Raw genomic sequence first — 24130 nt, forward strand, 5'->3', positions numbered from 1 at the left:
CGATCCCGGCGGTAGGCGAAGGCCGGCGGCTCGTCGGGTGGTTGGCACATCCCGTGGCGTCGGAAGCCGGCCTTCTCCAGGGCTCGCCACGATCGTCGGTTCTCCTGGGCCGGCGTTGCCACGCAGGTGCGGGCGTCGGGCGTCAGCTCGAGGACGAGGTCGGCGAAGCGGGCCAGGACCAGGGCGCCGAGGCCGCGCCCGGCCACCACCTCCGACAGCAGGTAGTCGATGCCGACCGCACCGGGGATCTCCACAGCCTCGTCGTGGGCGCGGTGGTCCAGGTGGCGGTAGTGCTGGGCCAGGCCGACGGCGTTGTCGTCGACCTCCACGATCCACATCGTCGTGGTGGGGTCTCGGCCATCGACCCTGGGCCCGTACTTCTCCTCGATCCCCTCCGGTGAGGCGTCGGGATTCCACCACCGTGCCACCTCCGCCTCACGGAACCACTGGGCCAGCGTCACGAAGTCCGACCGTCGCAACGGCCGAAACCCGATGGCGTGCGCCTGGTCGGTCACCATCGCCGTCGCTCGCTGGTAGCAGCCTCGGGGGAGCTCGACCACCCGACCAGTCTCGCCGATCACCGAGGTGTGCACCGCGCTTCACGCCTCATCGCACCCAGGTGTCGAGGAGCTCCTTGCCACGCTCCTGCCACTCCTCGACGGTGATGGCGTAGCGCACGTGGTCCTCCCACACCCCGTTGATCTCCAGGTAGCGCACCGCCACCCCCTCGTCGCGGAAGCCGAGCTTCTCGACCACCCGGCGGCTGGGCAGGTTGCGGGGGATGATGGCGATCTGGAGCCGGTGGAGGCCGAGGTCGTCGAAGGCGTGGCGGGCGACCACCACCACCGCCTCGGGCACGTAGCCGAGGCCGGCCAGCTCCTCGTCGACCCAGTAGCCGACGTAGGCGCTCTGGAACGGCCCGCGCTGGACGCCGTTGACGTTGATCTCCCCCGCCAGGCGGCCATCGACGAAGATGCCGAACCCGTAGCCGGTGCCGAGCTGACGCTCCCGGTCGCGGGCACGGCACCGGGCGGCGAACGCCGAACGGCTGTCGATGATGTCGGCCGCCCCGGGTGGGCGGCGCGGCTCCCATCGCACCAGCCAGCCGGCGTTGCGCCGGCGGACCTCCTGCCACTGTGAGAAGTCGCCGACGGTGAACGGGCGCAGCACGACCCGCCGGCCCCGGAGGGCCGTCATCGCGCCGCCCGAACGGCGTCGAGGGTGCCGGGGTCCTCGAGCGCCGACAGGTCGCCGGGGTCAGTCCCGGCGGCCACGGCGCGGATGGCTCGGCGGAGGACCTTGGCGTTGCGGGTCTTCGGCAGGGCGGTCGTGAACCTGACCGCAGCCGGCCGGAAGGACCCACCAAGGCTGGTGGCGACCAGCTCGCTCAGCTCGTCCCGCAGGGTGTCGTCGAGCACCGCGCCCTGGGCCGGGACGACGAAGCACCACAGCACCTGGCCCTTCACGTCGTCGGGCATGCCCACGGCCGCCGCCTCCACCACCGCCGGGTGGGAGACCAGCACCGACTCTGCCTCGGCCGGGCCCAAGCGCTTGCCTGCCACCTTGATCGTGTCGTCGCTTCGGCCGTGCAGGTACCACTGGCCATCCGCCCCCACCGAGGCGAAGTCGCCGTGCCACCACCAGCCCGGGTAGCGCGACCAGTAGGTCTCGAGGTAGCGCTCGGGGTCGCCGTGGAGGCCGCGCGTCATGCCCGGCCACGGCGCCGTGCAGACCAGCTCGCCGACCTCACCCCGCACCGGTGTCCCGTCGTCGTCGACGACATCGACCGCCATGCCGAGGGCCGGGCCGCCGAGCGACATCGGGCCGATGGGCGCCACCGGGTGCGGCGACAGGAAGCACGCACCCACCTCGGTGCCGCCGGAGAGGTTGATGACGGGGCAGCGACCACCGCCCACCACCTCGGCGTACCAGCGCCAGGGGCCCTCGTTCCAGGGCTCCCCCGTGGAGGCCAGCACCCGCAGGTGGGAGAGGTCGGCGGCCCGCACGGGCTCGTCGCCGTGGGGCATCAGCGCCCGCACCAGGGTGGGGCTGATCCCGAGGATGGTGACCTCGTGGCGCCCGAGGAACGACCAAAGCCGGTCGGGCCCGGGGAAGTCGGGGGCACCCTCGAAGAGCGCCAGGGTGGCGCCGTTGGCCAGGGCGCCGGTGACCTCCCAGGGGCCCATGATCCAGCCCATGTCGGTGAACCAGAACAAGGTGTCGTCCGGTCGGCAGTCGACCTGGAAGGCGGCCTCGGCGGCCACCTTGACGGTCCAGCCCCCGTGGACGTGGACCGACCCCTTCGGGCGGCCGGTGGTGCCCGAGGTGTAGGCGATGAAGAGCCGGTGCTCCGAGTCGACGGGCCGGGTGGGGAAGGGCTCGTCGGCCGCGCCGGGCCAGGCCACCACCCGGTCTCCGGCGCCGGGGTCGCTGCCGAGGCGGGGGACGACCACCACCGTGCGCAGGTCGGCGAGGCCGGCCGCCGCCTCGTCCGCGGTGGCCCGCAGCCCGACCTGGCGACCGCGCCGCCAGAAGCCGTCGGCGGTGACGAGCGCCACGGCCCCGGCGTCCTCGAGGCGCAGGCGCACGGCGTCGGCGCCGTAGCCGCTGAAGAGCGGGAGGAAGACGGCGCCGAGCTTGGCCACACCCAACACGGCAGCAACCGTCTCGGGCACCATCGGCATGAGGATCCCGACCGCGTCGCCCTCCCCCACCCCCCGCCCGGCGAGCAGCGCCGCCAGCCCGTCGGCCTCCTGGCGCAGCCGTCGCCACGTCCACTCGACCCGCGCGCCGTCCTCGCCCTCCCACGTGATCGCCCGCCGGTCGGGGGAGGCGGCGGCGTGGCGGTCGAGGCAGACCTCGGCCAGGTTCAGCCGGCCGCCGGTGAACCAGCGGGCCCACTCGATGCCGTCACTGGTGTCGACGACGGCCTCGTAGGGCGTCGAGAACGGGACATCGAGGGCATCGATGGCCGCCGCCCAGAACCACGCCGGGTCGGCGATGGAACGGGCGATCAGGGCGTCGAGGTCGGCGATGCCGTGGTCGGCCATGAACCGGCCGACGTTGGTGGTCGCCGCCGCCGCCGGATCGGGCACCCAGGTCCCGTCGGGCAGCGACGAGCCGAGCGCCCGGCGGTCAGCGATCGAGCACCTCCTCGAGCGCGGCGAGGAGGAGGTGGACGTTGCGCGGCCGGGCGGTGTGGCCCATGGTGCCCACCCGCCAGACGCGACCGGCGAAGTCGCCGAGGCCGCCGCCGACCTCGATCCCGTGGCGCTCGAGCAGCGTCCGCCGGGCGCCCGCCTCGTCGATGCCGTCGGGCACCCAGACGGTGGTCAGCTGCGGTAGGCGGTGGCCGTCGGCGGCGAAGAGCTCGAAGCCCAGCTTCACCAGACCGTCCTGGAGAAGCCGGCCGCACTCGGCGTGACGGTGGTGGGCATCGTCGAGCCCTTCGCTCAGCACCGCGCCGAGCCCGGCGTGGAGGGCGTAGACCATGGTGATCGGTGCGGTGTGGTGGTAGGTGCGGGCGCCCGTGGCCGAGCCGGTGTAGCGCCCCAGCAGGTTGAGGTCGAGGTACCACGACTGCGGTCGCTCCACGATGCGCTCGCGGGCGCGATCGCTGACGGTGAGCGGGGCCAGGCCCGGGGGCACGCCGAGGCACTTCTGGGTGCCGCTGTAGGCGATGTCGATGCCCCACGCGTCGACCTCGAGCGGGATCCCGCCGAGGGAGGTGACGCAGTCGACCAGGAGGAGGGCGTCCCCCTTGCCCTCGCCCAAGGGGGCGATGTCGGAGCGCACCCCGGTGGACGTCTCGGCATGCACCACGGCGATCACCGACGGCGAGGGGTGGGCGGCGAGGAGCCGGTCGGGGTCGATGGGCTGCCCCCACTCGGCGTCGACCCGCACGACCTCCGCGCCGCAGCGCTCGGCCACCTCGCACATGCGCTGGCCGAACACGCCGTTGACGCCGACGACCACCACGTCGCCCGGGCGCACCACGTTGACGAACGCCGCCTCCATGCCCGCCGAGCCGGTGCCGCTGATGGGGAGGGTGAGGGGGTTCTCGGTCCGGAAGACCCGCCGCAGGCGCTCGCACGTCTCGTCGAGGAGCGCCACGAACTCGGGGTCGAGGTGACCGAGCATCGGGCGGGCGAGGGCCTCGGCGACCTCCGGGTACGGGTTGCAGGGGCCTGGCCCCATGAGGATCCGGTCGCTGCGAGGCACGAGCCGCATGGTAGCGACGCCCCGATCGCGGCGACGCCGAGAGCAGGCGGGCACGTCGCTGCGTCCTCGCGTCGCGCCGGACCCCTTGCCCGCGTGACGAGCTCGGACTTCACTGGAGCTGATCGGACGTTGGGTCGTCCCCTGTGCTGCTCCACCAGGGAGACGACGATGTCCGATGCACCCGCTCCGCCATCCGCGCTTGCCGCGCTGGCGATGACCCTCGACGACGAAGCCGCCACGGGAGGGATCGGCCCCCCGCCGCTGCTCGTGCGGGCAGAGGGACCGGTCGGCGACCACGAGCTGGCGGTCCGACCGCTCGAGGCCCACCCCGGGGAGCTCCTCCTCGGCTTCGCCGCGCCGCCGACGTGGACGATCCTCGGGGTGGTGGTGGAAGGCTGGGCTGCCTCCGTCGACACCCGGCCGGGCGGGCTCGCCGGCTGCCGACCCTCCCTGGCCCCAGACCGGCGCCGGGTGCGCACCACCCACCTCGTGGCCAGCGACGGCACCGAAGCTGGCGTCGTCTCGGTGGTGGGAGATGAGCCAGTGGTCGTGGGCGCCGCCGAGGGCCTCGTACCCGACGTGCTCCGCCGCTGCTTCGGGCTCGCCACCCCGACACCAGAGGTCAGCGTGGCCGCCCACTTCTCCGTTCACTGGCTGGCCCAGGTGCGCCACCACCTGCTGGTCCAACATGGGCGGGCGACCTGGGGGGCACTCCAGCGACTCCACCCCGCGGTGCAGCTGCTGCAGACCGACCCGAAGCATCGTCATGCCGACCTGTCGTCAGCGGCGCAGGCGCTCCACACCGTGTGCCCGTGGGACAAGCTGCGCTGGTTGGTGATCGAGCGCAGCTGGCTCGGCACCGGTGTGGACCCCACCGTCGCCGCATGGATGGACGAGGGTGCCTTCGCCCGCCACGTCCTCACCTCCCAACCATCGGTGGGCGACGTGGCGACGGAGGTCATGCCCATGCTCTCGCCGTCGCTGGCGAGGCGGGTGCGAGCCGCACTGCGCTCGTGGGAGGTGCTCCCCGCAGCGCGCCAAGCTGGCGATGCGGCGTAGCGTCGCGCCCGTCTACCGGTCGAGCAGCGACATGGCGAGGCCGTCGAGGATGTCGGCCTCCGACACCAGGCACTCGTCGAGGCCGAAGTAGCGCATGATCCCGACGAGGACGCAGCAGCCACCGACGATGACGTCGGCGCGCTCCTCCTCGAGGCCCGGGTTGTGGACGCGGTCGGCCCTCGCTTCGGTGGCAAGGGTACGGAACACGTCCTCGGCGGCGGCCCGGGTGAGCCGGAAGTGGTGGATGCGCTCGCGGTCGTAGGCGTGCAGCCCGATCTCCACCGCCGCCACCGTCGACACCGTCCCCGCCAGCCCGACCATGGTCGTGGCCGCCTTCGTCGCCGGCACCTCCCGCACGACATCGTCGAGGTGGGCCTCCACGATCGAGAGCGCGGCGCTCAGCTCCTCGGGCGCCGGCGGGTCGCCATGCAGGAAGCGCTCCGTCAGGCGGACGCAGCCCATGTCGACCGAGAGGGCGCCCTCGACCTCGTCGGCGCCGACCGCGAACTCGGTGGAGCCGCCCCCGATGTCGACCACGAGGTAGGGCCCGCCCCGCCCGTCGAGCTCGGCGGTGGCACCGGCGAAGGAGAGACGAGCCTCGTCACCCCCGCTGAGGAGCTCCGGGCGGGCACCCACGGCCTCCTCGGCCGGACCGAAGAAGTCGTCGCGGTTGGTGGCGTCGCGCGCTGCCGAGGTGGCCGTCATCCGCACCCGGCTGACCTCCAGGTCCTCCATGACGCCCCGGTAGCGGCGGAGGGTGACCAGGGTCCGTTCGACGGCGTCGGGCGCCAGACGACCGGTGGCGTCGACGCCGGCACCGAGTCGGGTGACGGTCATCAGTCGCTCGAGGGTCACCAGGCGTCCGTCGTCACCGGACCGCCCGACGAGCAGGCGCGTGGAGTTGGTCCCGCAGTCGATGGCGGCCACCACCTCGCTCACCGGTCGTCCTCCGGGGTCGCCAGCTGCTCGGCTACCCACCGGCCCACGGGGTCGTCACCGCCGGCCAGGTGCCAGGCGTAGTGGGCGTGGAGGCACTTCACGCCCTGTCGGGTACCGCCGACGCCGCCGGAGGGCCGGGGGCCACGGTGGGCGTCGGGGAGGGCGGCGTCGCGCTCCGCGGCGTAGCGACGGTGGGCGTCGGCCAGCTCGTCGGGGTCGACGGCGGCCTCGGCTCGGCGAACACCGCCGGCCGCCTCGAGCCGGCCGACCTCGGCCCGCGCGCGCTCCCCCACCAGCCAGAACCGGGTGGGCATCGGGGTGCCGTCGTCGAGCAGCGGAGCGTTGCGGATCACCAGCGGCCCGCCGGCGGTGTCGCGCACGACCACATCGAAGCGACCTCGGGGCACCCGACCGAGCAGCTCGACGACGGCTGCCTGATCGTCGTGGGTCACCTGCGACGGCGCCGCAGCAACCACAGGATCACGACGAACACCCCGATGATCGGCGCCACCCGCTTGGCCACCGAGGAGCCGGCGGTGCCGAGGAGGTCGACGGCGGCCACCTCGCGGGGCACGATCGTGCGGATGCCCTCCGAATCCGGCGAGGCCGGCGCGGCCGCCCCGTTGCCGGCGGCGCCACCGTCAGCGCCCGGTGCCGCGGCGGAGGCCGACGGCAGGGCGTCGATCGCCGTCGCCGGGCCGTCGGCCGGGTTCCCGCCGCTGCCGGCGAGGACGTCGGTCTCGAGGCAGTCGACGAACTGCCCGATGAGCTTGGAGCTCACGTCGGCGAGCACCCCCCGACCGAACTGGGCGACCTTCCCGGTGACGGTCAGGTCGGTGACCACGGTGACCGCGGTGCTGTTCCCGTCGGCGGTCAGGGTGGCGGTGACGGTCGCCGAGGCGTTGCCCTGCCCGCGGGTGTCACGCCCGCTGGCCTCGAGCACCGCGCGGTGGCCGGCCTCGTCCTTCTCCACGAAGCGGGCGGTGCCCTTGTACTGGGCGGTGATGGGACCGACCTTGACCTTCACGTTGCCGCGGTACTCGTCGCCCTCGACCTCGGTCAGCTGGGCACCGGGCATGCAGGGCGCGATGCGCTCGACGTCGGTGAGCACCGCCCACGCTTCGTCGACCGGGACGTTCACCCTGAAGTCGTTGGTCAGCTCCATCGCTCGAGATCCTCCGTGGTGTCGATGTCGTGCGGCTCGCCTTCGCACGCTACTTCGACGACGAGATCGGGCCGCCTCCGCATGAGCGAGCGGGCTCCCTCGTCGCCCGCCGTCGGCAGCGCGTCCCAGACCTCCGAGGCCAGGCGGACCGGGTTGCGGCGCCGCCCGTCGTAGGTCGCCACCGCCACCGGCGCCGCGGTGGTGGCGGCCACCGCGGCCCATGCTGACGCGGGCACCCCCGGCTGGTCGCCGAGGCCCACCACGGCGGCGTCGTGGCCGTGACGGCGAGCCCACGCCAGGCCCACCTGCAGCGAGGTGGCCTGGCCCTCGGCCCACCGCTCGTTGGCGACGACGTCGACGTCGAGTCCGGTGAGGGCGGGCGCCAGGTCCACCGCGCCCTGGACCACCACCACCGGGAGGCCGGCCCCGGCCGCGTGCTCCACCGCCCGCCTGACCACCGTCCGGTCCCCCAGCGGCGCCAGGAGCTTGTGCCCACCGCCCACGAAGCGGGAGCCGCCACCCGCGGCAAGCACCACCGCGCAGGCGGTCACCAGTGCTCGGGTGGAGACGACCGGCGGGATGCCGGGTCGGGCGCCGGTCCGGTCATCGTCGGGGCACCGTGGTGTGGATTGGCCCGTCGGCGTCGCGGAGCGACGGCGCCCGGTGGCCGGTCCGGGTAGCGATGATCTCGGCGCAGATGGAGATGGCCGTCTCCTCCGGTGTGCGGGCCCCGAGGTCGAGGCCGATGGGCGCCATCAGCCTGGCCATCCCAGCCTCGTCGACGCCCTCCTCGCGCAGCCGGGCCGCCCGCTCGGCCGACGTCCGCCGCGAACCCATGGCACCGATGTAGCCGACGTCGGTGCGCAGGGCGGTGACGATGGCGGGCACGTCGAACTTGGCGTCGTGGGTCAGCACGCAGACAGCATCGCGTGGCCCGAGGCCGGCGCCGACCTCCTCGAGCAGGCGGTGGGGCCAGTCGACCACGACCTCGTCGGCCATCGGGAAGCGCTGCGTGGTGGCGAAGACCTCCCGGGCGTCGCAGACGGTGACCCGGTAGCCCAGCACCTTGGCCACCCGGACGAGGGCGGAGGTGAAGTCGACCGCCCCGAAGATGAGCATGCGGGGCGGCGGGGCGAAGCTCTCGATGAACACGGCGACGTCGTCCATGCGGGCCTCGCCCGCCGGGCCGTAGTGGCGGACCCCCGAGCGGCCGGCGTCGAGCTCGGCCAGCGCGTCGCGTGCCACCACCCTGTCGAGGTCGGGATCGCCCAGCGACCCGAGGGGGTCGGCGTCGGGTGCGAGCAGCACCTTGGCGCCCACCTCCCGACCCTCCACCACGGTGGCGAGCACCACCGGCCGGTCGCCGGCCACGGCCTCGCGCAGCGCCTCGAAGATCACGGCGCAGATCCTCCCACGATCACCCCACCGCCCGCACCGCGTGCCGACATGCGCCAGCATGGAGGGTACGTGCGCACGCCGGAGGCGGGCGCACAAAGGGACGCAGCGCCATGCTCATGGCCGACATGCGCCAGCATGGAGCCCATGAGCATCCTCGGGAACCGAGTGCCGCGGATCGAGGACCCCCGGTTCCTCACCGGCCAGGCCACCTTCGTCGACAACCTCCGACTGCCGGGCGCCGCCCACGTGACCTACGTGACGTCGACCATCGCGTCGGCACGGATCACGGGCATCGAGGTGGCCGAGGCCCGTGAGTCACCGGGCGTGATCGACGTGGTCACCGCTGCCGACCTCGACCTCGAGCCGTACCCGGTCGACATGGCCATCTTCAACGAGGACATGGTCCGACCGTGGCTGGCCACCGACGTGGTCCGCTTCGTCGGTGAGCCGGTGGTGGCGATCGTGGCCGAGACCGCCGCCCAGGGCGAGGACGCCGCCGACCTCGTCTGGGTCGACTACGACCCGCTGCCCGCGGTGGTCGACCCCGAGGAGGCCCGCCTCGACGAGCTCCTCCTGCACGCGGGGGCGGGCACCAACGTCGCCTTCCGCCTGCCGGCGGGCAAGCACACGGTCTCGTTCGACGACTGCGAGGTCGTCGTCACCCAGCGGATCGTCAACCAGCGGGTGGCCCCGTGCCCGCTCGAGGTCCGTGCCGCCGCGGCCGAGTGGGGCGACGACGGCCGCCTCACCCTCTGGCTCAGCACCCAGGGCTCCCACCCCGCCCGCGAGAAGGCCGCCGAAGGCCTTGGGCTCGAGCTGAGCGACGTCCGGGTCATCGTGCCCGACGTCGGCGGTGGCTTCGGCGCAAAGGGTGCCTCCTACCCGGAGGAGCTGCTGCTGGGTTGGCTGGCCCGCAGGGTGGGTCGCCCGCTGCGCTGGACCGAGGCGCGCTCGGCGTCGATGAACGGCCTCGGGCACGGGCGCGGCCAGATCCAGCAGGTCACCATGGGCGGGACGAGAGAGGGGACGGTCGAGGCCATCCGCCTCGAGGTCCTCCAGGACGCCGGCGCCTACCCGCGCATGGGGGCGGTCCTCCCGTACATGACCCGGACCATGGCCACGGGGGTCTACACCGTCGGCCGGGTGGAGTTCTCCTCGACCTCGGTGGTCACCAACACCACCCCCACCGTCGCCTACCGCGGTGCCGGCCGCCCCGAGGCGGCCGCCGCCCTCGAGCGGACCATGGACATCTTCGCGACCGAGCTGGGCATGGACCCCGCCGAGGTGCGGCGCCGCAACCTCGTGCCGGCCGACGCCTTCCCGTACACGACGGCCGTCGGCACGCTCTACGACTGCGGCGAGTACGAGCAGGCGCTCGACCTGGTGCTCTCGTCGGTGGGCTACGACGACCTGCGCGCCGAGCAGCGACGCCGGCGCGAGGCCGGCGAGCGCCGGCAGCTGGGCATCGGCCTCTCCGTGTACGTGGAGATCACCGGCTCCGCGGGTGACGAGCACGGGTCGGTCGAGGTGCTGCCCGACGGACGGGTGATCGCCCGCACCGGCACCACGCCCTACGGGCAGGGCCACGCCACCACGTGGGCCATGCTCGTCGCCGAACGCCTCGGGGTCCCGATCAGCGACGTGGAGGTGATCTCGGGCGACACCGACCTCTTCCCCACCGGGACCACGACGGGCGGCTCCCGCTCGGTGCAGCTCGGTGGCACCGCCATGGCCCAGGCATCCGACGTGGTCGTCGAGCGGGCCCGCCACCTCGCCGCCGATCTGCTCGAGGCCAACCCCGACGACGTGGTGCTGGACCTGGCCGAGGGCCGCTTCCACGTGACCGGCACGCCCGCCGTGGCCCGCTCTTGGGGCGAGGTGGCCGGCAGCGCCGGTGACGACGGGCTGCGGGGCGAGGCCCTGTTCGAGTCGCAGGGCGCCACCTTCCCGTTCGGTGCCCACGTGGCGGTCGTCGAGGTCGACATCGAGACCGGGCAGGTGCAGCTGGTGCGCATGGTGGCGGTCGACGACGCCGGGCGCATCGTGAACCCGCTCATCGCCGAGGGGCAGATCCACGGCGGGCTGGCCCAAGGCGTGGCCCAAGCCCTGATGGAGGAGGTCCGCTACGACGAGGACGGCAACCCGCTCACCGCCAACCTCGCCGACTACGGCTTCCCGTCGGCCGCCGACCTGCCGTCGTTCGAGAGCATCCGCATGGAGACGCCCACGCCCAACAACCCCCTCGGCGCCAAGGGCATCGGTGAGTCGGGCACGATCGGCTCGACGCCGGCGATGCAGAACGCCGTGGTCGACGCCGTCTCCCACCTCGGCGTGCGCCACATCGACATGCCCACCACTCCCGAGAAGGTGTGGCGGGCGATCCAGGCCGCCGGCGGTCGGGTCAGAGCAAGATGACCAAGAGGATGATGATGATGATGAGGGTGCCGAGTCCGATTGCCATGGGGGTGACCTGCCTTCTCTAGTGGTGGTCCTCCCGTACCCGCATCTCGCTCGTCGTAGTCAGATCCTCTCGGGGCGAGGTGGCCAATCCCTCACCAGTCGACCGCCTCCACGAAGAGGTGGATGGTCCCACCGCACGTGAGCCCCACGGCGAACGCCTCGTCGTCGCTGTAGCCGAACGTCACCATCCGGCCGGGCAAGCCCGACTCGAGGAGCTCCAGCGCCGCGGCCACCACCGCCCCCTCCACACAGCCGCCCGAGACCGAGCCGGCCACCTGGCCCTCGTCGTTGACGGCCATGGCCGCGCCGGGCTGGCGGGGCCCCGAACCCTCCACGTCGACCACCCTGGCCAGCGCCACGCGCCGCCCCTGGCCGCGCCAGCGGGCCACGTCGTCGAGGATCTCGCGCATCACCGCCATCGTACCGAGCACCGTGGCGCGGCTGCCGGGCGGCCCCTCAGGCGCCGGCGACCACCTCGGCGAGCTCCTCGAGCGAGGCGAGCGAGTGGCCCTCCACGAAGTGGTCGACGTGCGGCAGCGCCGCCGCCATGCCCGCCGCCAGCGGGGCGTAGCCGGGGCTGGCCTTGAGGGGGTTCACCCAGACGACCCGGTGGGCCACCCGCCGCAGTCGCGACATCTGCTCGCCCAGCACGGTGGGGTCACCGCGGTCCCAGCCGTCGGAGAGCACGACCACGACGGCACCGCGCGCCATGCCACGGACCCCCCAGGTGTTGCAGAACTCGGCCACGCCGTCGCCGAGGCGAGTCCCGCCCGACCAGTCGGCGACCGCACCCGATGCGGCTGCGAGGGCGGCATCCGGGTCGTGGGTGGCCAACTCGCGGGTGAGCCGGGTCAGCCGGGTGCCGAGGGCGAACACCTCGACCCGGCCGCGACCGACGACCGCGGCGTGGGCGAAGCGCAGCAGGGCGCGGGCGTAGGGCTCCATCGAGCCGCTGACGTCGACGAGGAGCACCACGCGCCGGGGTCGGGTCGAAGGCGAGCGTCGCGCCGGGGGGACGGGCTCGCCACCGGCGCGCAGGCTGCGCTGCACCGTGCGACGCAGGTCGTGGCGCCCGCGGTGGCCGTGGGTGGAGCGCAGGCGCCTCGACCGGCGCGCCGCTCCCACCAGCCGCACGTCGGTCATGAGTCGGCGGGCCTCGTCGAGCTCGGCGTCGGTGCACGCGGCGAAGTCCTTGTGGCGCAGCACCTCCGTGGCGCTGTAGCGGACGGTGACCGTTGGGCCGGTCGGGGTGGGTCCGTCGCCCTCACCGTCGTCCTGCTCCTCGTGGTCGTCCTCGTCGAGGGCCAGGGTCAGCGGTGGCGGGGGTGGCACGGCGATGAGCTCGCCGGCGACCCCGAGCCAGAACAGGTCGAAGGCGGCATCGAAGACGTCGACGTCCTCGGGCCGACGGGTGAGCGTGGCCCGGGCCGCCCAGTACACGCCGTCACGGCGCTCGACGCCCACCGCCGCCAACGCCTCGGCGAAGCTCGTGACCGCGGTGGTAGGCACGTCGAGGCCGGCGCCGCGCAGCACCCGTGCGAACGCAACGGCCAGTCGCGCGCCGTCGATCACGTCGCCGCCTCAGGCGCCACGGAGGACCGCGGCGCGCACAAGGTCGGCCACGCCGTACTCGCGGAGGCGGGCCTGGTCCTCCCGGTACTTCACGGCGGTGCCGAGGGTGGCTTCCACCGACGCCTCGTCGAGCTCGCTGCGCCCGAGGGCGGCGAGGGCCTGGGCCCAGTCGATGGTCTCGGCCACCCCCGGCGGCTTGTAGAGGCCGAGCCCGCGCACCGCCTCGACGACCGCCGCGACTTGGCGGGCCAGGACCTCGGGGACCCCGGGCGCCCGCAGCGCGACGATGGCGACCTCGCGCTCGAAGTCGGGGTGCTCGACCCAGTGGTACAGGCACCGGCGCTTGAGGGCGTCGTGCACGTCGCGCGTGCGGTTGGACGTGATGACCACCAGGGGCGGGGTCGCCGCCCGCACGGTGCCGAGCTCGGGGATGGTGACGGCGTAGTCCGACAGCACCTCGAGCAGGAAGGCCTCGAACTCGTCGTCGGCCCGGTCGACCTCGTCGACGAGCAGCACCGGCGGCGGACCCTCGCCACCCGACACCGCCCGCAGCAGGGGGCGCCGCACGAGGAAGCGCTCGTCGTAGAGGCTGTCCTCGAGGGCCTCCACGCCGCCGCCCGCGCCCGCCACGCCCGCGGCCTCGGCGGCGCGGAGGTGCAGGAGCTGGCGGGGGTAGTCCCACTCGTAGACGGCCTGGGCCACGTCGATGCCCTCGTAGCACTGGAGCCGGACGAGCTCGCCACCGGTCCACCGGGAGAGGACCTTGGCGACCTCGGTCTTCCCGACGCCGGCCTCACCCTCGAGCAGCAAGGGCCGCTGCAGGCGCTTGGCGAGGAAGATCGCGGTGGCCAGGCCCTCGTCGGCCAGGTAGCCGTGGTCGGCCAGCGCCTGGCGAACCTCCTCGACGTCGGACTGGGCCATGGGCCGACGCTACCGGCGGCGTCAGGCGCCGGCGGCCTCGAGGGCGCGGCGGGTGAGCACCCGGGCGAGGTGGCGGCGGTACTCCTCGCTGGCGTTGAGGTCGGCGGAGGGTTCGGTGCCCTCGTCGGCCACGGCGGCGGCGTCGGCGGCCGACGCCCCCGACGCCAGCGCGGCTTCGGCGGCCCGGGCCCGGAGCGGCACCGACCCCATGTTGACCAGGCCGATGCCGGTGGTGCCGTTGTGCACGGCCGCCACCGCGACGATTGCCCAGTCCTGGGCCCGGCGGTTGAACTTCTGGTACGACCAGCCGGCGCCAGCGGCCTTCGGCACGCGGACCTCGGTCAGGAGCTCGTCGTCGGCCAGGGCGGTCTCGAGGAAGCCCTCGAAGAAGTCGGTGGCGGCGATCTCCCGCTCGCCGCCGGGGCCCCGGGCGACGAGGCTGCCACCGAGCGCCAGGACCGCGGCGGGCAGGTCGGAGGCGGGGTCGCCGTGGGCCAGCGAGCCGCCGATGGTGCCGCGGTGACGCACCTGCGGGTCGCCCACCAGGCCGGCGACGAAGGGCAGGATCGGCGCCTGCTCGGCGAGCAGCTCGGAGGTCTCGAGGGCGCGGTGCCGGGTGAGGGCGCCGATGGCGACGTGGTCGCCGGCGTCGCGCACATACGACAGGTCGTCGAGGCGGCCGACGTCGACGAGGACCGCCGGCGTGGCCAGCCGCAGCTTCATCAACGGGAGCAACGAGTGGCCCCCGGCCAGCAGCTTGGCCTCGTCACCGTGCTCGGTGAGAAGTGAGAGGGCCTCGTCGGCCGAGTCGGCCCGCTTGTACTCGAAGGCGACGGGGATCATCGGGTCATCGTCCCCTCGGCCCCGGAGGCCGCCAGAACGGCCTTGACGATGTTGTGGTAGCCGGTGCAGCGGCACAGGTTGCCCTCGAGGCCCTCCCGCACCTGCGCCTCGGTCGGTGACGGGACCTCGTCGAGCAGCGAGGTGGCGGCCATCACCATGCCGGGCGTGCAGAACCCGCACTGCAGGCCATGGTGCTCCTGGAAGGCCTGCTGCATCGGGTGCAGGGTGCCGTCGGCGTCGGCCATGCCCTCGATGGTGGTGACGTCGCCGCCGTCGGCCTGGGCGGCGAGCACCGTGCAGGACTTCACCGCTTCGCCGTCGAGGTGGACCGTGCAGGCCCCGCACGACGAGGTGTCGCAGCCCACGTTGGTGCCCGTGAGCCCGAGCACCTCCCGCAGGTAGTGGACGAGGAGGAGGCGGTCCTCCACCTCGTGCTCCCGCGCCTCTCCGTTGACCGTGATGGACACCCGCACCGCTGCGACCCCCAGGGACTCGTCGTGACCCTCATCATGGCGCGTGGGAGCGGCCCGCGCGTCCGTCGGGCGCGGGCCAGTGCTAGGGAACCAGGGTGCGCATGCCGCGGACGGCGAAGACGGCGAGCACCACGGCGGCGATGGCCATGGCGACGAGACCGGGCCAGGTGGTCGCCCACGCCACGTCGCCGATGAACCCCTGTCGGGCGAAGCGCAAGATGTTGGTCATCGGGTTGACGCGCGCGGCACCGTGCAGCCACCCCTCGATGATGTGCAATGGCACCTGGCCGATGGAGAGGAACATGGTGAAGAAGATGCCGACCTGCACCAGCGCCCCGGCCCGCTGGGTCTTCAGCCGGTAGACGATGCCGAGGCCCCACAGGGCCGCCAGCACGGCGACGCCCTCGGCCGCCACCACCAGCGATACGATCCCGAACAGGCCGCCGGGCAGCGCAGCCCCGCCAGCGAAGGCAGCCACGAGCACGAGCGTGATCGGTAGCAGCGCCCGTGCCATCGCCGCCAGCAGCGGTCCGAGCAGCAGCGCCGCCCTTGGCGTCGGAGCAACGATGAGGCGGTCGTAGAACCCGTCTTCGAGGTCGCGGGCCACGCCGAAGCACGTGCCCAGGCCCGCGAACGAGGCGCCCTGGAGGATCGCGAACGGCGCCATCCAGCTCAAGATGTTGTCGGTACCGAAGCCGGGGATGTCGGTGAGGGCGGTGAACGAGCCGCTGAACGCCACGACGAAGAAGATCGGGAACACGACCGTTGGTACGACCGCAGCCGGGACCCGGGCCACCATGAGCAGACTGCGCCGCGCCAGCCACAGCGCCACGGTGAAGGTCCCGCCCCCATGGGTGTCGACCACCATCGCCGCCGCACTCATGAGGAGCGCCCGGCCGCAGGCCGGACCGCTGAACGGCGCGCGAGCGGGTGGCACCGACGGAAGGGGCCCGCCGACGAAGGAGGTGGGAAGGGCTCCCGTCGGTGACAGGACCCGTGAGCAGTCAACTGGAGACCGCCAGGCGGCGTCGCAGCTGGGTGACGGCGAAGGCGATCGTCAGCACCGCGAAGCCACCGGCGATGCCGATCGCCGCCGCCGCCTCGGAGGCGTCGAAGCCGATGATCACCTGGTGCCGGGCCCCGTCGATCATCCACGACAGGGGGTTGGCCTCGGCGACGGTCCGGTACCAGCCTCCCATCAGCCCGGTCGGGAAGAACGCCGACGAGACGAACAGGAGGATGAAGACGACCGGGAAGGAGTTCTGCACCGCCTCTTGGGACCCGGTGCGCAGGCCCATGGCCGCGGTGATGCCGCCGATGCCGATGGCGAGCACCATCGCCAGCACGACCAGCACCAGCGCGGCGGCGGGGCCCCCGGCCACCCTCGCCCCGAACGGCCAGAACAGGGCCATGAAGATCACCGCCTGCACGGCGCCGAGCACGGCCGCCCCGCTGAGGCGACCGATCAGGATGGAGATGCGCGACACCGGCGATGCCACCAGGCGGTCGAAGAACCCGTTCTCGATGTCGAGGGCGATGTCGGTGCCGCCGGCCACGGCGCCGAACATGACGCCCTGCACGATCGTGGCGGGCAGCAGGAAGACCAGGAACGAGTCGACCTCGGGGAATCCGGGCAGGCCGATCGAGCGCGACATCGCCGAGGAGTTGACCGCCGCGATCATCAGCGGGAAGACCATGGAGGGCATCCACATCTGCGGCTGGCGCATGGTGCCCACCACCGATCGGCGGGCCAGCAGCAGCGCCTGGGCGACCGGGCTCACCGTGGCGTAGCCGGCGGTGGCGTGCTCCGGGAGGGTCGCGGTCACGCCGGCTCCGCCTCGGCGGCGTCTTCGCTGGCCGCGCCTTCGAGGCGGCGGCCGGTGGCGTCGGCGAAGACGTCGTCGAGGCTCGGGGCGGCCAGCTCCATGTGCTGCACGGTGACGCCCGCCTGGTCGAGGCCGCGCACGACGGCGGTGACCGAGGCTGCCCCACCGGCGAGGCCGATGGCCAGGACGCCGCTGCGGGAGGGACGCTCCTCGCCGAAGCCGAGGAGGACCTCCTTGGCCGACGCCTCGTGGTCGGAGTCGACCTCGATGCGCAGGGTCGGCGCCCCCACCTCGGCCTTGAGCCGGGCCGGCTCGCCCTGTCGGGCGATGCGGCCGTGATCGATGATGGCGATGCGGCCGGCCAGCTGGTCGGCCTCCTCGAGGTACTGGGTGGTGAGGAACACGGTGGTGCCGTGCTCGGCGTTGAGCGACCGCACCTCCTCCCAGAGGCTCATGCGGCTCATGGGGTCGAGCCCAGTGGTGGGCTCGTCGAGGAACAGCACCTGGGGCTGGTGGACCAGCGACATGGCGAGGTCGAGGCGACGGCGCATGCCGCCGGAGTAGGTGCCCACCCGGCGACCCGCGGCCTCGGTGAGCCCGACCCGCTCGAGCAGCTCGGCTCCGCGCTGCTGCGCCTTGCCGCGGTGGATGCCGTGGAGGACGGCTTGGAGGCGGAGGAGCTCGTGGCCCGTCATCAGGGGGTCGATGGCCGCGTCCTGCAGGGCCACGCCGATGGCGCGGCGCACGCTGGCCGCCTCGGACGCCACGTCGAAGCCCGCCACCCAGGCCCGCCCGGCGGTCGGTCGCAGCAGGGTCGTCAGCATCCGCACCATCGTCGACTTCCCCGCCCCGTTGGGGCCGAGGAACCCGAAGATCTCACCCTGGCGGACCTCCAGGTCGACCCCCGCCACGGCCTCGATGTCACCGAAGCGGCGGACCAAGCCCTCGCACTCGATGGGGTGACCGCTCCTCACGAGGCGCTGCCGGCGGTGCTGATGGCCTGCCAGACGCGCTCCGGGGAGGCCGGCATGTCGACGTGGCGGATGCCGAGGTGCGAGAGGGCGTCGCACACCGCGCTCTGCACCGCCGGCGTGGAGCCGATGGTCCCCGACTCCCCGATGCCCTTGGCGCCGAGGGGGTTCACCGAGGTCGGGGTCTCCATCGCCACCAGCTCGAAGGAGGGCAGCTCGCACGCGGAGATGACGGCGTAGTCGGCGAGGTTCGAGGTGACCGGGTTCCCGTCGGCGTCGTAGCGGACCTCCTCCATCAGCGCCTGGGCCACGCCCTGGGCGATCCCGCCGTGGCGCTGGCCCTCGACGATGAGCGGGTTGAGGACCTTGCCGGCGTCGTCGACGGTGATCATGCGCTCAACGGTGACCTTGCCGGTCTCGGTGTCGACCTCGACGACGGCCACGTGGCTGCCGAAGGGGTACGTGGGGCTGCCGGCGGTGAACTCGGTGTCGACCACGAGGCCTCCCTCGTCGGCGGCATCGGCCGCCAGCTCGGCCCACGTGGCGGACACGGCGGGGGTCCCGGCGACGTGGAAGCGGCCCTCGACCTTGTCGAGCACGACGTCGTCGGGGTTGGCCTCGAGGCGGTCGGCGGCGAGGCGTCGGGCCATGGCGACCACCTCGCCGGACGCCTCGTGGACGGCGGTGCCGCCGAGCTGGAGCGAGCGCGACCCGAACGTCCCCACGCCAACCGGCACCAGGTCGGTGTCACCGTGGATGACCTCGATGTCGTCCATGGGGATCCCGAGCTGCTCGCTGGCGATCATCGACCACGACGTCACATGACCCTGGCCGTGGGGCGAGGTGCCGGTGTAGACCACGGCGGTCCCGTCGGGACGGACCTCGACCTTGGCGTGCTCACCGCCGGCGGTGGGCCCGGCGGTGACCTCCACGTAGACCGACACGCCGATGCCGAGCTGGCGGCTGTCGCCGGCCGACCGGCGCCGGGCCTGCTCGGCGCGCAGGTCGGCGTAGCCGGATGCCTCGAGCGCCAGGTCGAGCGCCCGCTCATAGTCGCCGATGTCGTATGTGGTGCCCACCGCGGTGGTGTGCGGGAAGTCGTCGGCCGGGATGAGGTTGCGCCTGCGGACCTCGGCGGCGTCCATCCCTATCTCGGCGGCGAAGAGGTCCATGGCCCGTTCGACGGCAGCCGACGCCTCGGGCCGGCCGGCGCCCCGGTAGGCCACGGTCGACATGGTGTTCGTCACGACCGTGCGGGTGTTGCACTCGACCTTCGGGAAGGCGTAGACACCGGACGCCATCGAGCGGGTGAGGTACGGCAGGAAGGCGCCGAGGGCGGGGTAGGCGCCGGCGTCGGCGAGCACGTCGAGCTTGAACGCCTGCACCGTGCCGTCGCGCTTGCCGCCGATGGTCACCGTCTGCTTCTGGCCGCGGCCGTGGCCCATCGCCATCATGTTCTCGCTGCGGGTCTCGACCCACCGCAGCGGCCGGCCGACCTCCCGCGACAGCCAGGCCACGAGCATGTCCTCGGGGTGGACGCCGATCTTCGGGCCGAAGCCGCCACCGACGTCGGGGGCGATGAGGTGGACCGAGCCCTCCTCGAACCCGAAGCCCGCCTGGATGGCGTCCCGCGCCGCCTGCGGCGACTGGGTGCTCGACCAGAAGGTGAGGCGGCCGTCGTCACCCCACGCGGCCGCCGCCGCCCGCACCTCGAGGGGAACGCCGGCGAGGCGCTGGTTGACGAGCTCTTGGGTGACGACGACCTCGCAGCCGTCGAAGAGGTCGGGATCGGTGCCGAAGTCGAAGGCGATGGCGGTGTTGGTGCCGACCGCCTCGAAGAGCAGCACCTCGTCGGTGGCGGCGTCGGTCACGTCGACCACGGCGGGCAGCGGGTCGTAGTCGACGAAGACCAGCTCGGCCACGTCCTCGCCTTGGTACTTCTCCTCGGTGATCACCACGGCCACGGGCTCGCCGACGAAGCGGACGGTGTCGACGGCAAGGAAGGGGCGGGCCATGCCGTCGGGGAACATGGGCACGGCGAAGGGCACCGTCCCGACGCCGGTGAGGTCGGAGGCGGTGAGGACCCGCACGACCCCGGGAGCGGCGAGCGCCTCGCTCACGTCGACGGCGGTGATGCGGGCGTGGGCCATCGTCGAGCGCACATAGGTGACGTGGGCGGCCCCCTCGAGGCGCGGGTCGCGCAGGTCGTCGACGTAGGTGCCGCCGACGGTGAGGAACTTGGGGTCCTCCCGCCGGACGACGCGGTTCCCGAGAATGCTCATGCTGTTCTGCCCCCAGTGGTGTGGTGAGGGCACGTTAGACCGACGTCGATCAGAAGAATCCCGTGAGGCCGTCCCAGGCGCGTTCGAGCAGGTTCCGGTCGTCGTTCGGCGCTGGCGGTGGTGCCCCGTGCTCGTCGTCTTCCTCCACCGACGGTGGCGGCAGCACGGCGTAGGCCTCTTCGCCGGGTCGCACGAGGTTGTAGCGCTCGCGGGCCAGCCGCTCGATCTCGGCATGGTCGTGGAGCTGGCGGGCGCGGGCCTCGAGCAGCTCGTTCTGCTCGCGGAGGACCTCGAGCTTCTCCTGGGCGGCGCCGGTCGACGCCCGCTGGGCCAGGTAGGTGCGGGTGGGGAAGACGCCGACGAAGAGCACGGCGACCAACACGACGGTCACCAGCACGGGCCCGACGGCACGGCGGACGACCCTCATCGGCCGCGTCCGGCGAGGGCGTCGAGGCCCGGGTAAGCCGCGGCCTCGCCCAGGTCGGCCTCGATGCGCAGGAGCTGGTTGTACTTGGCCACGCGGTCGGACCGAGCCGGCGCGCCGGTCTTGATCTGCCCACAGCCGGTGGCCACCGCCAGGTCGGCGATGGTGGTGTCCTCGGTCTCGCCCGAGCGGTGGGACATGACCGCGGTGTACGACGAGCGGGTGGCCATGGCGACGGTCTCGAGGGTCTCGGTGAGGGTGCCGATCTGGTTCACCTTCACCAGCACGGAGTTGGCCACCCCGCACCCGATGCCCCGCCCGAGCCGCTCGGCGTTGGTCACGAAGAGGTCGTCGCCCACGAGCTGGACGCGGTGGCCCAGGGCGTCGGTGAGGGCCCGCCAACCGTCCCAGTCCTCCTCGTCCATGCCGTCCTCGATGGAGACGATCGGGTAGCGGTCGCACCAGTCGACCCAGAACGCCACCATCTCCTCGGCGGTGAGGGTGCGACCCTCCCCCTCCAGGCGGTAGGCGCCGTCGGCGTGGATCTCGCTCACCGCGGGATCGAGGGCCAGGGCGATGTCCTCGCCGGGGCGGAAGCCGGCGGCCTCGATGGCGGCCACCAGCACCTCGAGCGCTTCCTCGTTGGAGGCCAGGTCGGGGGCGAAGCCCCCCTCGTCGCCCACCGCCGTGCTGAGGCCGCGGTCGGACAGGAGGCGCTTGAGGGCGTGGTAGGTCTCCACGCCCCAGCGCAGCCCTTCGGAGAACGAGGCCGCCCCCACGGGCATGACCATGAACTCCTGAAAGTCGACGTTGTTGTCGGCGTGGACCCCGCCGTTGAGCACGTTCATCATGGGGACGGGCAGCACGTGGGCGTTCGCCCCGCCGACGTAGCGGTAGAGGGGCACGGCCAGCTCGTCGGCGGCCGCCCTGGCGGTTGCCAGCGAGACGCCGAGCAGAGCGTTGGCGCCGAGGCGGCCCTTGTCGTCGGTGCCGTCGAGGTCGAGCAGGGCCCGGTCGAGCGATCGCTGGTCGAGGGCGTCGAGGCCGATCACCTCGTCGGCGATCTCGCCGTTCACGTGGCCGACGGCCACGGTGACTCCCTTGCCTCCCCAGGCGTCGCCGCCGTCGCGCAGCTCGACGGCCTCGAACTGCCCCGTCGAGGCGCCGGAGGGCACGATGGCCCGACCGCTGGCGCCGGTGGCGAGGTGCACCTCGACCTCGACCGTCGGGTTGCCGCGCGAGTCGAGGACCTGACGCCCGACGATGTGCTCGATGGTGCTCATGGTGCCGCCTGTGACTCTTGTTGTGATTGTGGCCAGAGTGACACCTGTTCCAGGGAGGGTCAAGGAGGCCCGGCGGCGGGTACCGCGGCCACATGACCATGCACGATCCCGCCGGTCCCCAGCCCATGCCCGAGCCGCAGCAGCCGGTGCCGGGGGGCCCACCCGAACCTCCCACGCCGATCCTGCCCGACCCCAACCCCATCCCCGAGCCCGACCCCGTCTGAGCCTGGTCGGTCCTCAACCAGCGCGACGTCCTGATCCTCGGTGGGCGCGGCCAGCCTTGCCGGCCTCCGCCCTCGTCTCACCGTCGAGCAGCGCCGCTCACGAGCCGGGACGGCCGAGCCACCAGCGCCGCACCAGGCCCAGGTAGGACAACGCCACCACCGCCGCAGCGGCGGCGAAGAGCAACGACACCGTGCCCCGGTCGGATGCCCCGGCGCACTCCACGGCGCCGAGGGCCCGGCGGCGGAACTCGTCTTCGGCCACCGCGGCCCCGCGGTGGCGCACACCCTCGGCGGGGATGTCGGCGGCGGCGAGGGCAACGCGGTCGCCGGTCCCGTCGTCGATGCCCACGACCACCGCGAGGGGCCCCTCGGGAAGCGGCCCCTCAATCGGCACCTCCGTCGCGAAGCCGGTGGGGCTCCCACCGCCGACGACGTAGCGGGTGTCGATCGAGCCTTTGCGCGACGTGATGCGCCACACGGGCTCGCCGCCGGCGCCGAGCACCTCCACCGACACGACGCGCTCGTCGGGGCAGCGGTGCACCAGCACCTCGGCGCCCGCCGGACCGTCGCCGCGGGCCACCGCCAGGCGGTCGCCCTCGTCGGCGGGCACCGACCGCGAGCCAAGGGCCACCGCAGCGACGAACGCCACCACCAACAGCACGGCGATGCCGCCAGCCGCCACCATGACGAGCGACGGAGGCAGCTCGTCAGACTCAGGGGACATCGGGCTCCGCTGCCGCCGCCTCGAGCGCGGCCACGCGGTCGCGGACCTGCATGGCCGCCGCCCGCAGGGCCGCCTCGGGGTCGACGTCGAGGCGCCTGGCCAGCTGGACGGCGGCGAGGAGGAGCGCGCCGAGCGCCGGCCCGTCGTCGACCGGCGCCGCGCCCGCCAGCGGACCACCCTCGACCAGCTCCGGCTCGTGGCCGATGGAGGAGGCCTTGCGCAGCACCTTGTGGGCGTAGAGCAGCGACGGGAGGTTGCCGGGCACGCCGTCCATCACCGACGCCCGGCCCTTCTCCTCCTTCTTGATCTGCTCCCAGTTGGTCACCACGTCGTCGGTGCCGCTCACCGCCAACCCGGCAAAGACGTGGGGGTGACGGCGGACCAGCTTGTCGTGGATGCCCCGCGCCACATCGGCCATGGTCAGCTGACCGGCCTCGGCGCCCAAGGTGGCGTGGAACACCACCTGGAAGAGCAGGTCGCCCAGCTCCTCCTCCAGGTGCCCGTAGCCCTCACCCGTGTCGGGGTCGAGGGCCTCGATGGCCTCGAGCACCTCGTAGGTCTCCTCGAGGAGGTGGCGGGTGAGCGAGCGGTGGGTCTGCTCGCGGTCCCAGGGGCACTCGGCCCGCAGGGTGCGCACCAGCGTGACGAAGCGGGTCAGCTCGAGGGCCACCGGCGCCGAGACGACCGGGATGTAGAGAGAGGTGAGGTGGTCGGGTTCGACGACCCGGTCGAGGTCGTCCCAGGCCACCTCGGTCACCGCCTCGTCGGGGAGGCCGAGCCGCTGCAGGACGAGCACCCGGTCGGTGCCGTCACCGTCGACCGCCAGCTTGATGTCGGAGAGCACCCGGCGGTTGTGGCAGTGGGCCACGAGGAGCGGGCCCCGCTCGCCCGCGGCGTCGACCTCGAAGCGGTGGCCGTCGACCAGGCGGACACCTGCCTCGACCGGGTCGATGCCGAGGCGCACCCAGGCCAGGTCGAGGAACGACATCGCCGGCAGGACCTCGACCTCGACCCGCCCGTCGGCGAGCAACAGCTCGACGCTGCGCTCGAGCACGCGCGGGTTGCCGGGAACGGCGTAGAGCACCTCACCGGTCGAGCCGGCGGCCGCCACCAGCTCCTCGACGATGGCCGCGTAGACGGCATCGAAGGTGTCCCCCGACTCGTAGAGGTGGTCGAAGGACGCGGCGTCGGGCACCGCCACCGCCGCGGGGTGGTGGACGGTGCGCAGGAAGCGTCGCCGCACCCGCTCGATGGCGTCGAGGGTCGCGGCGGTGAGCAGATCAGGCCCCGACGGGCCGAGGCCCACGACGGTCACCCGGCCGGCGGGCTCGCGGCTCGCCCCCAC

The 24130-nt window shown here is 73.3% G+C and carries 25 protein-coding genes; 3 read left to right on the top strand and 22 right to left on the bottom strand.

The window, feature by feature from the left end; genetic code table 11:
• From VMN58_13200 to VMN58_13215, 4 genes are all read right to left on the bottom strand, one after another.
• The coding region (locus tag VMN58_13200; GenBank protein ID HUF34155.1) for a GNAT family N-acetyltransferase at window positions 1-560 on the bottom strand (560 nt) is incomplete at its 3' end.
• 46 nt (window positions 561-606) lie between these two features.
• Window positions 607-1197 (bottom strand): GNAT family protein, encoded by a 591-nt coding sequence (locus tag VMN58_13205; protein ID HUF34156.1) that lies wholly within the window; start codon window positions 1195-1197, stop codon window positions 607-609.
• Window positions 1194-3095, bottom strand: a complete 1902-nt coding sequence (locus VMN58_13210) for an AMP-binding protein (protein ID HUF34157.1) — start codon at window positions 3093-3095, stop codon at window positions 1194-1196. The genes VMN58_13205 and VMN58_13210 overlap by 4 nt, the downstream gene beginning before the upstream one ends.
• A gap of 40 nt (window positions 3096-3135) precedes the next feature.
• The gene (locus VMN58_13215) at window positions 3136-4230 is read right to left on the bottom strand and encodes an alanine--glyoxylate aminotransferase family protein (GenBank protein ID HUF34158.1); all 1095 of its coding nucleotides are present in this window, start codon (window positions 4228-4230) and stop codon (window positions 3136-3138) included.
• A gap of 159 nt (window positions 4231-4389) precedes the next feature.
• Between VMN58_13215 and VMN58_13220 the strand changes: the two genes are divergently transcribed.
• Window positions 4390-5280: a hypothetical protein gene (locus tag VMN58_13220; protein ID HUF34159.1), complete on the top strand. Its 891-nt coding sequence runs from the start codon at window positions 4390-4392 to the stop codon at window positions 5278-5280.
• Between the two features lie 12 nt (window positions 5281-5292).
• Here the strand turns inward: VMN58_13220 and VMN58_13225 are convergent, their stop codons facing one another.
• The 5 genes from VMN58_13225 to VMN58_13245 are packed head-to-tail and all read right to left on the bottom strand — an operon-like array spanning window position 5293 to window position 8782.
• Window positions 5293-6219 (bottom strand): Ppx/GppA phosphatase family protein, encoded by a 927-nt coding sequence (locus VMN58_13225; protein ID HUF34160.1) that lies wholly within the window; start codon window positions 6217-6219, stop codon window positions 5293-5295.
• Window positions 6216-6671, bottom strand: coding sequence for a DUF501 domain-containing protein (locus VMN58_13230; GenBank protein ID HUF34161.1), 456 nt, complete (start codon window positions 6669-6671; stop codon window positions 6216-6218). Before VMN58_13230 ends, VMN58_13225 begins: the two co-directional genes overlap by 4 nt.
• Entirely contained in the window at window positions 6668-7384 is a 717-nt protein-coding gene (locus VMN58_13235) for an SRPBCC family protein (GenBank protein ID HUF34162.1), read from the bottom strand. Before VMN58_13235 ends, VMN58_13230 begins: the two co-directional genes overlap by 4 nt.
• Complete coding sequence (locus VMN58_13240; GenBank protein HUF34163.1) at window positions 7375-7935, bottom strand: NTP transferase domain-containing protein; 561 nt, start codon at window positions 7933-7935, stop codon at window positions 7375-7377. The genes VMN58_13235 and VMN58_13240 overlap by 10 nt, the downstream gene beginning before the upstream one ends.
• A 52-nt stretch (window positions 7936-7987) precedes the next feature.
• Window positions 7988-8782: an XdhC/CoxI family protein gene (locus VMN58_13245; protein HUF34164.1), complete on the bottom strand. Its 795-nt coding sequence runs from the start codon at window positions 8780-8782 to the stop codon at window positions 7988-7990.
• Window positions 8783-8926: 144 nt separating this feature from the next.
• Between VMN58_13245 and VMN58_13250 the strand changes: the two genes are divergently transcribed.
• Window positions 8927-11197: a xanthine dehydrogenase family protein molybdopterin-binding subunit gene (locus VMN58_13250; GenBank protein HUF34165.1), complete on the top strand. Its 2271-nt coding sequence runs from the start codon at window positions 8927-8929 to the stop codon at window positions 11195-11197.
• Window positions 11198-11334: 137 nt separating this feature from the next.
• Here VMN58_13250 and VMN58_13255 read toward each other — a convergent pair whose 3' ends face one another.
• From VMN58_13255 to eno, 11 genes are all read right to left on the bottom strand, one after another.
• Window positions 11335-11652 (bottom strand): XdhC family protein, encoded by a 318-nt coding sequence (locus tag VMN58_13255; protein HUF34166.1) that lies wholly within the window; start codon window positions 11650-11652, stop codon window positions 11335-11337.
• Between the two features lie 46 nt (window positions 11653-11698).
• A complete protein-coding gene (locus VMN58_13260) occupies window positions 11699-12814 on the bottom strand; it encodes a VWA domain-containing protein (GenBank protein HUF34167.1) in 1116 nt (371 codons plus the stop codon).
• Between the two features lie 9 nt (window positions 12815-12823).
• Complete coding sequence (locus VMN58_13265; GenBank protein HUF34168.1) at window positions 12824-13735, bottom strand: MoxR family ATPase; 912 nt, start codon at window positions 13733-13735, stop codon at window positions 12824-12826.
• Between the two features lie 21 nt (window positions 13736-13756).
• Window positions 13757-14578, bottom strand: coding sequence for a xanthine dehydrogenase family protein subunit M (locus VMN58_13270; GenBank protein HUF34169.1), 822 nt, complete (start codon window positions 14576-14578; stop codon window positions 13757-13759).
• On the bottom strand, window positions 14575-15051 hold the full coding sequence (locus VMN58_13275) for a (2Fe-2S)-binding protein (protein HUF34170.1): 477 nt from the start codon (window positions 15049-15051) through the stop codon (window positions 14575-14577). The genes VMN58_13270 and VMN58_13275 overlap by 4 nt, the downstream gene beginning before the upstream one ends.
• 82 nt (window positions 15052-15133) lie before the next feature.
• Window positions 15134-15934 (bottom strand): ABC transporter permease, encoded by an 801-nt coding sequence (locus VMN58_13280; protein ID HUF34171.1) that lies wholly within the window; start codon window positions 15932-15934, stop codon window positions 15134-15136.
• A 121-nt stretch (window positions 15935-16055) separates the two neighbouring features.
• Window positions 16056-16877 (bottom strand): ABC transporter permease, encoded by an 822-nt coding sequence (locus VMN58_13285; GenBank protein ID HUF34172.1) that lies wholly within the window; start codon window positions 16875-16877, stop codon window positions 16056-16058.
• On the bottom strand, window positions 16874-17851 hold the full coding sequence (locus tag VMN58_13290; protein HUF34173.1) for an ATP-binding cassette domain-containing protein: 978 nt from the start codon (window positions 17849-17851) through the stop codon (window positions 16874-16876). Before VMN58_13290 ends, VMN58_13285 begins: the two co-directional genes overlap by 4 nt.
• Window positions 17848-20130, bottom strand: a complete 2283-nt coding sequence (locus VMN58_13295) for a xanthine dehydrogenase family protein molybdopterin-binding subunit (protein ID HUF34174.1) — start codon at window positions 20128-20130, stop codon at window positions 17848-17850. The genes VMN58_13290 and VMN58_13295 overlap by 4 nt, the downstream gene beginning before the upstream one ends.
• A 49-nt stretch (window positions 20131-20179) precedes the next feature.
• Entirely contained in the window at window positions 20180-20527 is a 348-nt protein-coding gene (locus tag VMN58_13300) for a septum formation initiator family protein (GenBank protein HUF34175.1), read from the bottom strand.
• Window positions 20528-20553: 26 nt separating this feature from the next.
• Window positions 20554-21837 carry a phosphopyruvate hydratase gene (gene eno / locus VMN58_13305; GenBank protein ID HUF34176.1) on the bottom strand — a complete coding sequence of 428 codons (1284 nt, stop codon included), beginning with the start codon at window positions 21835-21837 and terminating at the stop codon, window positions 20554-20556.
• A 92-nt stretch (window positions 21838-21929) separates the two neighbouring features.
• On the opposite strand from eno, the gene VMN58_13310 reads away from it, so the two are divergent.
• The gene (locus tag VMN58_13310; GenBank protein HUF34177.1) at window positions 21930-22061 is read left to right on the top strand and encodes a hypothetical protein; all 132 of its coding nucleotides are present in this window, start codon (window positions 21930-21932) and stop codon (window positions 22059-22061) included.
• A gap of 97 nt (window positions 22062-22158) precedes the next feature.
• Here VMN58_13310 and VMN58_13315 read toward each other — a convergent pair whose 3' ends face one another.
• Both VMN58_13315 and VMN58_13320 read right to left on the bottom strand, forming a co-directional pair.
• On the bottom strand, window positions 22159-22785 hold the full coding sequence (locus VMN58_13315; protein HUF34178.1) for a hypothetical protein: 627 nt from the start codon (window positions 22783-22785) through the stop codon (window positions 22159-22161).
• Window positions 22775-24130, bottom strand: coding sequence for a MazG family protein (locus tag VMN58_13320; GenBank protein HUF34179.1), 1356 nt, complete (start codon window positions 24128-24130; stop codon window positions 22775-22777). The genes VMN58_13315 and VMN58_13320 overlap by 11 nt, the downstream gene beginning before the upstream one ends.

Source organism: Acidimicrobiales bacterium, assembly GCA_035512495.1.
GTDB lineage: Bacteria > Actinomycetota > Acidimicrobiia > Acidimicrobiales > CADCSY01 > DATKDW01.